Genomic DNA, 12047 nt, shown 5'->3' on the forward strand with positions numbered 1-12047 from the left:
AAAATTCCTACTTCAGGTTCCAGAGCATGGGCTCTGCACATTCCAGGCTGTTGCCGGCGGGATCACGGAAATAGATCGAGCGGGCGCCGTTGGGCCAGCGGAAATCGCTTTCGATCACAATGCCTGCCTTGTTGAGCTTTTCGACCATCCTGTCAATCGCCTCCGCACGCATACGGAAACAGAGGTGACCGGGGCCGGTTGCGCCGTGCGGCGGAACAGGGAGCGCGTCAGAAGACGGCGGCTTTACCGTCTCCTTCGGATCAAAGATCAGCAGGATCATCTCTCCGCAGCTAAAGAAGAGGTGGCGGTTGCCGGCGCGCAGGACTTTTTCAAGCCCCAGCACACCGCCATAAAAAGCCTCCGCCGCGTCGAGATCGTCGGTGTAAAGTGCGGTTTCGAGTATGCCTTCGATCACCGCTCCACCTTTCAGGCGCCGATGGCGGCCTTCTGCATGGCAACCAGTTCCTGCGTGCCGGCTTCGGCGAGCGTCAGAAGCTGCAGGAATTCCTCGCGGCTGAACGGCTTGCCTTCGGCTGTGCCCTGCACTTCGACGATGCCGCCCGCGCCGGTCATGACGAAGTTCGCATCGGTCTCCGCAGCGGAGTCTTCGAGGTAATCCAGGTCGATCACCGGCTGGTTGGCGAAGATACCGCAGGAGATTGCCGCGACGTGATCCTTCAGGACCTTGTCGAGCTTGATCATCGAGCGGGTTTCCATCCACTTGAGGCAATCGTGAAGCGCGATCCAGCCGCCGGTGATGGACGCCGTACGGGTACCGCCATCGGCCTGGATGACGTCGCAGTCGATGGTGATCTGCTTTTCACCGAGCGCCTCGAGATCGACGACCGCACGCAGCGAACGGCCGATCAGACGCTGGATCTCGAGCGTGCGACCGCCCTGCTTACCGGACGTGGCTTCCCGCTTCATGCGGTCGCCGGTGGCGCGCGGCAGCATGCCGTATTCGGCGGTTACCCAACCCTTGCCGGTGTTGCGCAGCCACGGCGGGGTCTTTTCTTCAAGGCTTGCGGTGCACAGCACATGCGTGTCGCCGAACTTCACCAGACAGGAGCCTTCGGCATGTTTGGAGAAGTTGCGCTCGAAAGACACTTTGCGCATCTGGTTTACTGGTCTGCCTGAAGGCCGCATTGATCACTCCCTATATCAGCGCATCGCATCTTCAGGCGAGACGCCCAAGCATGCGATGATCCTTTGATTTTCCGCATTGGATGACAGGCGAATTGTTGCCGTTTTCATCTGTTGCAGCGTTTCCCGCCTTCTAAGGTGCGCGGGCTTCATTTGCAAAGAAAAAGCCTTGGCCGCGCCTTATCGTGACAATTGGCACGACATCTGCGATTTCCCTTTTGAGGCCTCCGCTGCAATAACTATATTTCGGAGGCGAACAAATCGAGGTTACTTAGGGATATGAGCTTTTCTGCGGGTAGAGGCATGGATGTCGGGTCGATGCTCGACGAGCGCTCACGCGAGATCTTTCGTCGTATCGTGGAGAGCTATCTGGAAAACGGCGAGCCTCTCGGCTCCCGCAATTTGTCGCGCCTGCTACCCATGTCGCTGTCGCCGGCATCGGTACGCAATGTGATGAGCGATCTCGAACAGTTGGGCCTGATCTATTCACCGCATATCAGCGCAGGTCGGCTGCCGACGCAGAGCGGGCTGCGCTTCTTTGTCGACGCCTTCATGCAGACTGGCAACCTTTCCGATGAGGAACGCGCCAGTATCGATCGACAGGTGCGTCCCAACGACAGGGACCAGACGCTGGAAAACCTGATGACGGATGCGAGCCTGATGCTGTCAGGCGTCTCGCGCGGAGCCGGCATCGTCATCACGACGAAAAGCGACCCGATCCTCAAGCATGTGGAATTCATCCGGCTGGAGCCGACAAAGGCCCTGGCTGTGCTTGTCGGCGATCACAATCAGATCGAAAACCGCATCATCGATTTGCCGGCAGGCGTGACCTCTTCACAGCTTACTGAAGCTGCCAATTTTCTCAACGCACACCTGACCGGCCAGACGCTTCCCGAATTCCGGGGGCAGATCAAGAAGTTGAAGCAGGAGGTGCAGACGGAAGTCGATGCTCTGGCGCAAGATCTGATCGAGAAAGGCCTAGCGGTCTGGTCAGGCGACAGCGAGGAAGGCAAGCCGACCCAGCTCATCGTTCGCGGCCGCGCCAATCTTCTGGAGGGATTGGGAGAGGCTTCGGATCTGGACCGGCTGCGGCTGCTATTCGACGATCTGGAGAAGAAGGACAGCCTGATCGAAATACTGGAGCTTGCCGAAGCCGGGTCCGGGGTTCGGATTTTCATCGGATCGGAAAACAAGCTGTTTTCGCTATCCGGTTCATCGCTGATCGTCGCACCCTATCGCGATGGCGAGGACCGGATCGTCGGGGCCGTCGGCGTGATTGGACCAACCCGCCTCAACTATTCGCGTGTTGTACCGATGGTCGATTATACGGCCCAGTTGATCGCTCGCTTGTCGCGCGGCTCGATGTAAGTCAGCTCCTTCGTCCTCCAAGCCTTGATTTTTTGCCCGCAAACCTCGATATCGAGCGCAAATTCAAGATACAGATCAATCGGAGAACGTCATGACCGACGAAACCAAGAAAACCGGACCTGAAGCAGCTTTCGCGGATAACGAGGTCGAAGCTGCAGCAGCCGATTTTGACGGTGCCGCCGAAGAGAAAGCTGCTGAGGTTGCAGCCGAGCCGGATCCGCTGGATGTGCTTAAGGCCGAGAATTCCGAACTGCGCGACCGCTTCCTTCGGCTTGCTGCCGAAATGGACAATCTGCGCCGCCGAACCGAGCGCGATGTGAAGGACGCCAAGTCATATGCCGTTTCCGGCTTTGCACGTGACATGCTGGCCGTTTCGGACAACCTTCGCCGTGCTCTCGATGCAGTTCCGGCCGACCAGCGCTCTGGCGCGGACGCCACGCTGATGACCCTTCTCGAAGGCGTCGAAATGACCGAACGCGCCATGCTTTCGGCTCTTGAGCGTCATGGCGTGAAAAAGATCGATGCAGAGGGCGAAAAGTTCGACCCGAACTTCCATCAGGCGATGTTCGAAATTCCTAACCCGGCCGTTCCGAACAACACGGTCGTGCAGGTCGTGCAGGCAGGCTTCACGATCGGCGACCGCGTTCTGCGCCCGGCCATGGTCGGTGTTGCCAAGGGCGGCCCGAAGACCGAAGCCGCTACGGCCGGCGGCGACGCCTGATATCAAGCATCGTCACTGAGGCGTGCGAACGGCTCTTCAGTGGGTCGTCTCCAGAGCGGAGCTTGCCAGATTACGGATAAGCTCCAGCTCCTGCTTCAGATGGATCCGCGTTCTGCGATCCGTTTCGGCCAAAGCGCTGCCTTCTTCATCGGCAAGCGCGAAGATGATGTCGAGTTCGTCCAGCAGGTCTGGATCCTTGATGGCAAGCAGGGTGATGACGGCTTTCAACAACTTGTCGTTCGCCGCGATGCGGGCGCGCGCTTCTTCATTCATTGCCTTCCTCCAGAGATACGATCAAACATGTAGCGCCTTTCTCTAAAACAAAGGGGGAGGATTAGATGTTTCGAAAGAATTACTGCAACCGTACGCGCTAAGCTTCACTAAGTTCGCCCTGCATCAAGACTTGACGGCAGTTACGTGGAGCCATTCGGTTGGCTTGCGATCGTAAGCACTGCCCGACTGCTCTTCCATTGTTATCGATTTCCAAGGCAGGACTTCGTATTTCAACTGAAGCCAATCCCTTGACGGATAGTTGAAAAATCGGCCCAAGGTATCATGCCCTTCGGTTTCGCCTGCCTTGAAACTGGCGTAGAACACTCCGCCCGGGCGCAGGGCCGCATGGATCTTCTGCAGAATGCCGCCAAGCTCGCTACGTGGGACGTGCAACAGGCATGCATTGGCCCAGATACCGTCGAAGGCCGATACCTTATCGATATCCTCGAAACGCAGGACCGGAACGGGGATGGAAAGACGCAATGAAGCTTCGCTTGCCATCTCCAGGATGCCATCGGTGGGCAGGACATCAAAACCGCGGGCAATCATGACGGCGCTGTCACGGCCACTGCCGCAGCCGAGTTCCAGAATGGTTGCTCCTGCAGAAAGCCCCGCGAGAAAGGCATCCAGCCGTTTCAGGCTCGCATCTGAAAGCGCCGCCGCATATGTTGCCGCGTTGTGGGAGTAGAAGAGCGATGTCGGATCGTCCTTACCATGCATTGTCGCTCACCGCTGCGACAAGAGAAGCTTCGTGCCGAAACCGACAAACACCGTTGCGACGCCGAGATCGATCTTCCGTTTTGCCTTGAGGTAAGCCGCCGCCACTCGTGGATGGGTAATCAATGCAACGAGGCAGCTATAATAAAGCGCCGAGACGGTCACCATTACCCCGATCGCAGCAACACCGTAAAGAAATGGCGTGCCGGCCGGCATGGTGACGGCGAAGAGCGAGGCGACGAAAAGCGCGGATTTCGGATTGGCGAGATTGGTCGCCAATCCCATGCGGTAAGCAGTCTTCAGCGAAAAATCGGCCTTTTCTGAGATGGCCTCTGGTGCTCTGCGCGCCTTTCTAACGTCAACAAACACACGAATGCCGAGCCAGATCAGATAAAGACCGCCGGCAATTTTCAAAGCCAGATAGGCAAAGGGTGCCGCCTGAAAAAGAGCATTGATGCCGAGCCATCCGGCGATGCCCCAGCACAGGGTTCCGGTAATAGTCCCCATGACCGCAGAGATCGCCACCTTGCGCGGTGCCGTCAGGCAGTAGCGGATTACCAGAAGCGTATTCGGTCCCGGCGTGATGCAAGCAACGCCCCAGATCATAGCGACAGATAACAGGAACATGCAGAGCCTCTTGGTCGATTACCGGCATTTTCCCAGAAGTTCGACTTGCGGGCTCGACTCGTCAAGAGCCTCTCGTCGAGAGCACCCATTATGGATAGTGAAAAAATGGGCCGCTCCTTGCGGAACGACCCATCCGGTCTTCAAATTTGGCTCAGCAGCCGATCATGCATTGTTCTCATTGATCAGGCGCTTCAGGAGCTCGACCTCATGGCCAAGCTTGCTGTCGTCGCCGATCAATTCCTCGATCTTGCGCACCGCGTGAAGAACGGTCGTATGATCGCGTCCGCCGAAACGACGGCCAATTTCCGGGAAGGAACGCGGCGTCATGGTCTTCGCCAGGTACATGGCAATCTGGCGCGGCTTGACGATGACGCGGGTACGACGGTTCGAAACGAGTTCCTGCCGCGACACGTTATAGTGACGGGCAACGACGCGTTGGATATCCTCGATACGGACGCGCTTTGCCTCGCCGGCACCAACCAGATGCGCCAGAAGCTCATCAACACGCTCGATGGAAAGCGAGGGCTCGAACGAACGACGGAACAGAAGCTGGTTGAAGGCACCTTCCAGTTCGCGGCCGCTGCTGGCGACGTTGCGGGCAACGTGGCTGAGAATTTCGGCCGGAATATCGAGCGACGGATCGTCCTGCTTGGCCGTCTGCAGGCGGCCCTTGAGCATTTCCAGACGCATTTCGTATTCCGGGGATTCCAGCTCGATGGCAACGCCACCCTGAAGACGCGAGCGGACGCGCGGATCGAGCGATTCCAGCTCCCAAGGTGCACGGTCAGCTGCAACAACAACCTGCTTTGCGCTGTCGAGCAGCATGTTGAGGAGGTGGCAGAATTCGTTCTGGATCATCTTGCCCTGCAGAAACTGCATGTCGTCGATGATCAGAAGATCGATATTGCGCAAGCTGTCCTTGAGCGTCAGGGCATCATTGTCACGGATCGCAGTAGCGAAACGCCACATGAAATATTCAGCCGTCAGGTAGACGACACGCGGGTTACGGTTGCTGCCGACGGCAGCGTTGGCAATCGCCTGAAGAAGATGTGTCTTGCCGAGACCGACATTCGAATGAATGAATAGCGGATTGAAGCGGACAGCGCCTGCACCGGCTTCGGCAATCGTCTTTGCGGCGGCAAGCGCCACGCGGTTGGAAGAACCTTCGATATAGGTCTCGAACGTATAACGGCTATCAAGAGGAGAGCCGAACAACGGTCCGGAGTGCGCATTGCGCGTCGCAGTCGAGGCTGCAGCCAGCGGCGCCGGAAAGGCTGCGATCTTGCCGATTTCACGCGGCTGCGAAGCGCGATTGAAACTGGTTGTAGCGCTGTTCTCGACCGGTGCCGGCCGCTGTTCGGCAGCACCGGGAGCCTTGATCGCGCGGCTTGCGCTGCGGACCAGGATTTCCACCTTGAGAATTTCCTTATCCTCTTCCTTGAAGAGGCCTTCGATCAGCTCGAGATACCGGTTGTTGATCCAGGATTTCAGGAAGGTCGTCGGAACGGTGAGCCGCACAACGCTTTTTGATACAGAATGAAGCTTAAGACGCGCAAACCAACTTGCATAAACATCCTGACCGACCTGCGCCTTCAATCGCGCACTGAACCGCTCGAAAAGAGCATCATGCTGCATTTCCGCTGTTTCCCCTGCCGCTTGGGAGCAAACTGTATCGAATCCCTGTCGAGCACGGTCGCTGTCACCAAGTGCCCGTGTCGATACGGTATTGATCTGCATTATTTGCCGCCTTCTGAATGGAAGCCCGGCGAACTGATTTCGCCAGACATAGTCGTAAATTTCACCGAACCCTTCCCGCTAAGGAAAGGCTTTAAATCGTCCCCTTAATTTTCCCAGCTTCATCCGCCAGAACGAAGCTCATCTTCCGGTCCGCCTCGTTCAGGCCGGTCGATACGGGTCACTCCAATGTCTCATCCTCGTACGAGACATCATGAGTGCGGAATGCCCACAAACCGCCGAGGCGGGCTGCGGACACAAAAGGAATGCGGCCGAAAAGTATGCACTTTCCGGTTTGCAACCCTAAGTTTATGGAAAACGGGAGTTCTTATCCCGCAGCAAAGAACATGAAACGTCCGCGACCTTCTCTTGATTGAGACTGTCAGCGAAAGCTCCTGAAGTTGTCCCCGAGCCCCTTGCTGGAAGCCATTTAGGCAGGATCACCTGGCAAGATCAACAGTGTTTTTTACCCAAAATTAAGCGCCGGGCGTTGACTCTTGCTGCGTGTTTAGAATGCCGCAGGGGCTGTCATAAAGAATCGCAGTTGAATCAATGGGATTCAAATTTGGCCAGCCACAACCATCGCGATTCACAGGAAAAATAAAAAATCGCTTGACTCTATTTTGACCCTCCAAGGTCCGGGCCAAATGAAGGCAAAGGCCAAGCTAATGCTCGTAAGTCTCTAATAAACCTGCATTTTCTTTGTCACGCATATGACACGAAACCGTTATTGAGCCGAGCAACGACCGGTTAAAAAGGCAGAATCAAAGAAAGCCCGGTCGTTAGACCAGGCTTTCTTAAAACTTTGAAATTGATAGCCGGCTTAGGCGGAAAGTGCCTTCACGCGAGCAGCAAGACGGGAAACCTTGCGGGATGCCGTGTTGCTGTGAAGAACGCCCTTGGTAGCGGCGCGAGCGATCTCAGGCTGAGCAGCCTTGAGTGCTTCTGCAGCAACGGAAACGTCACCGGTTGCGATGGCTTCTTCAACCTTACGGATGAAGCCGCGAACGCGCGAACGGCGAGCCTTGTTGACTGCGGTGCGGCGAGCGATCTTGCGGGTCGCTTTTTTCGCCGAAGTTGTATTGGCCATTTCATGCCTCTCTACGAATTCGAACCAACACTCCACCGTTGCCGCCGGTCCTGCGACCCATCATCCAGCAATTCGGGAGCAATAGAGGAAGCCGCATAAAGGCTTTCCCAACTGTGGGCGGGCATATAGCGGGAATACCCGCCCCAGTCAACGCGCTTTTTAAGCCTCTACCGGTTGGAAAAGGCGGGTTTACGCTTTTCGACGAAGGCAGCCATGCCTTCCTTCTGGTCGGCGGTGGCAAACAGCGACTGGAATACACGGCGTTCGAAACGCAGTCCTTCGGACAATGTTGCCTCGAACGACCGATTGACGGCCTCCTTGGCCATCAGCGTGGCGGCGCGTGGGAAGGCGGCAATCTTCACTGCTGCTGCCAGTGCCTCGTCCATCAGTTTTTCGGCCTCGACCACACGCGATACGAGTCCCGCACGCTCTGACTCCGCTGCATCCATCATCCGGCCAGTCAGGACCATATCCATCGCCTTGGCCTTGCCGACGGCGCGGGTGAGGCGCTGCGAGCCGCCCATGCCCGGAATGACGCCAAGGGTGATCTCAGGCTGGCCGAACTTTGCCGTATCCGATGCGATGATGAAGTCGCACATCATTGCAAGCTCGCAGCCGCCCCCCAGTGCAAAGCCAGAGACGGCAGCGATTAGCGGCTTGCGGAAAGAAGCAACTGCATCCCAGCCAGAAATGAAATCGCCGAGATAGGCATCAACGAAGTCGAGCGACTGCATTTCCTTGATATCGGCCCCGGCTGCGAATGCCTTTTCAGAGCCAGTGAGTACGACGACAGCAACGCTCTCATCCTTGTCATAGGCGCTCAGTGCCGCGGTCAGCTCGGTCATGACAACCGAATTCAGCGCATTGAGCGCCTTGGGGCGGTTCAGCGTGATGATCGCCACCGCACCGCGGGTTTCGGTCAAGATCGTCTCAAAGTCTGCTTCTAGGGTCATAGAGGTATCCTCCCGTGTCTGCAGCGGCTTATTTCTGGCAGGCCTGACAATAAAAGGTTGATCGGCCGGATTGCGCGATGCGCTCAACGGTACCGTTGCATCCAGGCATGCGGCAAGCCCCGCCCTCGCGATCATATACAGAGAAGGAATGCTGGAAATAACCGAGTGATCCATCCGTCTGGATATGGTCGCGCAGGGACGAGCCGCCGGCGGCAATCGCATCGGCGATGACGGCGCGGATCGCCTCGGTCAGAGCCAGCAGCTCTTTCTTCGGCTTTCCCTTCGGCGTCACAAGCGTGCCCGACTGGCGTTTCGGCGACAGGTGCGATCGCCACAGGGCTTCGCAGACATAGATATTGCCGAGACCCGCGATGACCGTCTGGTCGAGCAACGCGCCCTTCAGCGGCTGGCTCTTGCCGCTCAGTCGTCCGGCGAGATAATCGGCATCGAGTGCATTGCCGGTCGGCTCCGGGCCGAGCTCGGCAAAGGCGGGGTAGAGATCGAGCTCGCTGCGCTTCCACAAATGCATGAAGCCGAAACGGCGCGGGTCGTTATAGATGATCTTCTGTTGCCTCCGGTCACGCTCGACGTGAAAGATCACATGATCATGTTTGCTGTCTTTCGAGCGCGCATAATGAAAGTCGCCCTGAACGGCATCCTCAATGCGGAACGAACCCGACATGCCGAGATGGCTGATCAAGGTCAGGTCGTCTTCCATATCGATCAGCAGATATTTCGCACGGCGCCCAAGGGAAATGATGCGACGGCCGGAGACCCTTTCGGCGAAGGCTTCCGGCAGCGGAAAGCGCAGATCCGGGCGGTTCTGCTGAAGCTGTGTCACAAGCGCACCTTCCATGACCGGGGCAAGCCCGCGTCTGACGGTTTCGACCTCTGGCAATTCGGGCATGGATACCTAACTTCCTGTTTCAACAACCGCGCCGGTGATCTATAGACCGGACGGACAATTGATTTACCGACCGGGCCATCCACCACATAGCGATCCACAATCGGTTTCGCTACCATCGAAGGCTCAAGGACAAGACGTTAAGGAGTAACCGATGACCGAAGCCCGAACCGGCGCCCATGGCGGAATGGAAACCTCCTATGGCTTCCGCCAGGTGGCCGACGGAGAAAAGCAGGGTCTGGTCAACGACGTCTTCCACAAGGTCGCCAAACGCTACGACATCATGAATGACGTGATGTCGGCTGGCATGCACCGCGTCTGGAAGGATGCGATGATCGCAGCGCTCTCGCCGCGCAAGGAAGAAGGCTACAAGACACTCGACGTTGCCGGAGGCACCGGCGATATCGCCTTCCGCATCGTCGAGGCTTCCGGCCGCAGGGCGCATACGACCGTGCTCGACATCAACGGCTCGATGCTTGCCGTCGGCGCAGAACGTGCGGCGAAGAAGAAGCTTTCCGACAATCTGGATTTCGTCGAGGCCAATGCGGAATCGCTGCCTTTCGAAAACAATTCCTTCGATGCCTATACGGTCGCCTTCGGCATCCGCAACGTGCCGTGCATCGATGTGGCGCTGTCCGAGGCCTATCGCGTCTTGAAGCGCGGCGGGCGGCTGCTGGTTCTGGAATTTTCCGAAGTCGAAATGCCGTTGCTCGACAAGTTTTACGAAGAGTGGTCGTTCAGGGCGATCCCGCAATTCGGCAAGATGATTACCGGCGATGCCGAACCCTACCAGTATCTGGTGGAATCGATCCGCAAATTCCCCAACCAGGAGAATTTCGCCACGATGATCCGCAATGCCGGTTTTTCGCGCGTGACCTATACCAACTATACCGGCGGTATCGCCGCGCTGCATTCCGGCTGGAAGCTTTGAGCGCATGAGCACGATCGGCGCCTATTTCCGGCTCGCCCGTGTCGGCTGGGTCCTTGTCCGCGAAGGCGTGGTTTCCGCGCTGCCGACCGAAGACATGCCGCCGGCTGTCGGTTTCGCCAAATCGATGCTGGAACCGCTCGCGCGCTTTCGCGCCAAGAAGCAGGCGCGCAGCGAAAGGCTGACGCGTGCCGTCGACAGGCTCGGACCGTCCTATGTGAAGATCGGCCAGTTCCTTGCCACCCGCCCGGACGTTGTCGGTGTCGACTGGGCCGTCGATCTTGCCATGCTGCAGGACCGGATGGCGTTTTTCCCGACGGATGCCGCCAAGAACGCGATCCAGACTTCGCTCGGCCGGCCGATCGAAGATCTCTATACGGCGTTTGAAGAACCGATTGCCGCCGCGTCCATCGCGCAGGTTCATCCGGCGACCGTTAACGGCAAGAAGGTTGCCGTGAAGGTCGTGCGCCCCGGCGTGCGGCAGCGTTTCGCCCATGACATCGAGGGCATGTATGTGGTCGCCCGCATGCAGGAACGCCTCATGCCGTCCAGTCGGCGCCTTCGCCCTATCGAGGTGACGCGGACACTGGAACAGACGACCAAGATGGAAATGGACCTGCGCCTCGAGGCAGCAGCCCTTTCCGAGATTGCCGAAAATATCAAGGATGATCCAGGCTTTCGGGTACCGACCGTCGACTGGGAGCGGACCGGCCGCGATGTCATCACCATGGAGTGGATCGACGGCGTCAAGATGAACGATGTCGAGGCGCTGCGAGCCGCCGGTCATGATCTGGAAAAACTTGCCGAAGTGCTGATCCAGTCCTTCCTGCGCCACACGCTGCGCGACGGCTTCTTCCACGCCGACATGCATCCGGGCAACCTGTTCGTCGAACAGAACGGCACGATCGTTGCCGTCGACATGGGCATTACCGGGCGGCTGGGCAAAAAGGAGCGACGCTTCCTCGCCGAGATCCTGTTCGGCTTCATCACCCGCGACTACATGCGCGTTGCCGAAGTGCATTTCGAAGCCGGCTACGTGCCCGGCCACCACGACGTGGCCGCATTTGCGCAGGCGATCCGGGCGATCGGCGAGCCGATCCACGGACAGCCGGCCGAAACGATCTCGATGGCGCGTCTTCTGGCGTTGCTGTTCGAAGTGACCGACCTTTTCGAGATGCAGACCCGGCCGGAGCTGATCCTGTTGCAGAAGACGATGGTGGTGGTCGAGGGCGTGTCGCGCATGCTCAACCCGCGCTTCAACATGTGGAAGGCGTCGGAGCCGGTCGTCGGCGACTGGATCCGCGACAATCTCGGCCCGAAACGCGTAGTCTCCGACGTCAAGGATGGGTTGAAGGCGATCGTCAAGCTTGCCGAGGCGGCACCCGAAATCGCGGCACAAACGGGCAAGTTCCACCAGGAACTGGTCCATATGAGCGAAAACGGCCTGCGCTTCGATCCGGAGACAGCGGAGGCGATCGGAAAGGCGGAAGCACGGCATAGCCGCTACGGCAGATTGGCGCTCTGGGTGATTGCTGCTGCTCTCGTCTATATCGCCGTGACGCTCTAACGGGCTTCGCGCGACATATCCG

The 12047-nt window shown here is 58.0% G+C and carries 13 protein-coding genes; 4 read left to right on the top strand and 9 right to left on the bottom strand.

What is annotated here, in order from left to right:
- Positions 1–7: 7 nt before the first annotated feature.
- On the bottom strand, positions 8–415 hold the full coding sequence (locus ACI3K0_RS11255; protein WP_183823601.1) for a VOC family protein: 408 nt from the start codon (positions 413–415) through the stop codon (positions 8–10).
- A gap of 11 nt (positions 416–426) precedes the next feature.
- Positions 427–1146: a ribonuclease PH gene (gene rph, locus ACI3K0_RS11260; RefSeq protein WP_148146008.1), complete on the bottom strand. Its 720-nt coding sequence runs from the start codon at positions 1144–1146 to the stop codon at positions 427–429.
- Between the two features lie 276 nt (positions 1147–1422).
- On the opposite strand from rph, the gene hrcA reads away from it, so the two are divergent.
- Both hrcA and grpE read left to right on the top strand, forming a co-directional pair.
- On the top strand, positions 1423–2511 hold the full coding sequence (gene hrcA / locus ACI3K0_RS11265) for a heat-inducible transcriptional repressor HrcA (RefSeq protein ID WP_148146009.1): 1089 nt from the start codon (positions 1423–1425) through the stop codon (positions 2509–2511).
- 91 nt (positions 2512–2602) lie between these two features.
- Positions 2603–3232, top strand: a complete 630-nt coding sequence (grpE, locus tag ACI3K0_RS11270) for a nucleotide exchange factor GrpE (RefSeq protein ID WP_183823603.1) — start codon at positions 2603–2605, stop codon at positions 3230–3232.
- A 36-nt stretch (positions 3233–3268) separates the two neighbouring features.
- On the opposite strand, the gene ACI3K0_RS11275 is transcribed toward grpE, so the two are convergent.
- The 7 genes from ACI3K0_RS11275 to mutM form a co-directional block, all read right to left on the bottom strand.
- On the bottom strand, positions 3269–3505 hold the full coding sequence (locus ACI3K0_RS11275) for a hypothetical protein (protein ID WP_148146011.1): 237 nt from the start codon (positions 3503–3505) through the stop codon (positions 3269–3271).
- A gap of 123 nt (positions 3506–3628) precedes the next feature.
- The gene (locus tag ACI3K0_RS11280; protein ID WP_183823605.1) at positions 3629–4225 is read right to left on the bottom strand and encodes a bifunctional 2-polyprenyl-6-hydroxyphenol methylase/3-demethylubiquinol 3-O-methyltransferase UbiG; all 597 of its coding nucleotides are present in this window, start codon (positions 4223–4225) and stop codon (positions 3629–3631) included.
- Positions 4226–4231: 6 nt separating this feature from the next.
- Complete coding sequence (locus ACI3K0_RS11285; protein WP_183823607.1) at positions 4232–4849, bottom strand: LysE family translocator; 618 nt, start codon at positions 4847–4849, stop codon at positions 4232–4234.
- Positions 4850–5011: 162 nt separating this feature from the next.
- A complete protein-coding gene (gene dnaA / locus ACI3K0_RS11290) occupies positions 5012–6586 on the bottom strand; it encodes a chromosomal replication initiator protein DnaA (RefSeq protein ID WP_183823609.1) in 1575 nt (524 codons plus the stop codon).
- A gap of 820 nt (positions 6587–7406) precedes the next feature.
- On the bottom strand, positions 7407–7673 hold the full coding sequence (rpsT, locus tag ACI3K0_RS11295; protein ID WP_112507133.1) for a 30S ribosomal protein S20: 267 nt from the start codon (positions 7671–7673) through the stop codon (positions 7407–7409).
- A gap of 167 nt (positions 7674–7840) precedes the next feature.
- A complete protein-coding gene (locus ACI3K0_RS11300) occupies positions 7841–8626 on the bottom strand; it encodes an enoyl-CoA hydratase (protein ID WP_183823611.1) in 786 nt (261 codons plus the stop codon).
- Between the two features lie 28 nt (positions 8627–8654).
- Positions 8655–9533 carry a bifunctional DNA-formamidopyrimidine glycosylase/DNA-(apurinic or apyrimidinic site) lyase gene (gene mutM / locus ACI3K0_RS11305; protein WP_183823613.1) on the bottom strand — a complete coding sequence of 293 codons (879 nt, stop codon included), beginning with the start codon at positions 9531–9533 and terminating at the stop codon, positions 8655–8657.
- Between the two features lie 151 nt (positions 9534–9684).
- Between mutM and ubiE the strand changes: the two genes are divergently transcribed.
- Both ubiE and ubiB read left to right on the top strand, forming a co-directional pair.
- On the top strand, positions 9685–10461 hold the full coding sequence (ubiE, locus tag ACI3K0_RS11310) for a bifunctional demethylmenaquinone methyltransferase/2-methoxy-6-polyprenyl-1,4-benzoquinol methylase UbiE (RefSeq protein WP_183823615.1): 777 nt from the start codon (positions 9685–9687) through the stop codon (positions 10459–10461).
- Between the two features lie 4 nt (positions 10462–10465).
- Positions 10466–12025, top strand: a complete 1560-nt coding sequence (gene ubiB / locus ACI3K0_RS11315) for a 2-polyprenylphenol 6-hydroxylase (RefSeq protein WP_183823617.1) — start codon at positions 10466–10468, stop codon at positions 12023–12025.
- Positions 12026–12047: the final 22 nt, after the last annotated feature.

It is taken from the genome of Rhizobium sp. ZW T2_16, assembly GCF_044987325.1.
GTDB classification, from domain to species: domain Bacteria; phylum Pseudomonadota; class Alphaproteobacteria; order Rhizobiales; family Rhizobiaceae; genus Neorhizobium; species Neorhizobium cellulosilyticum.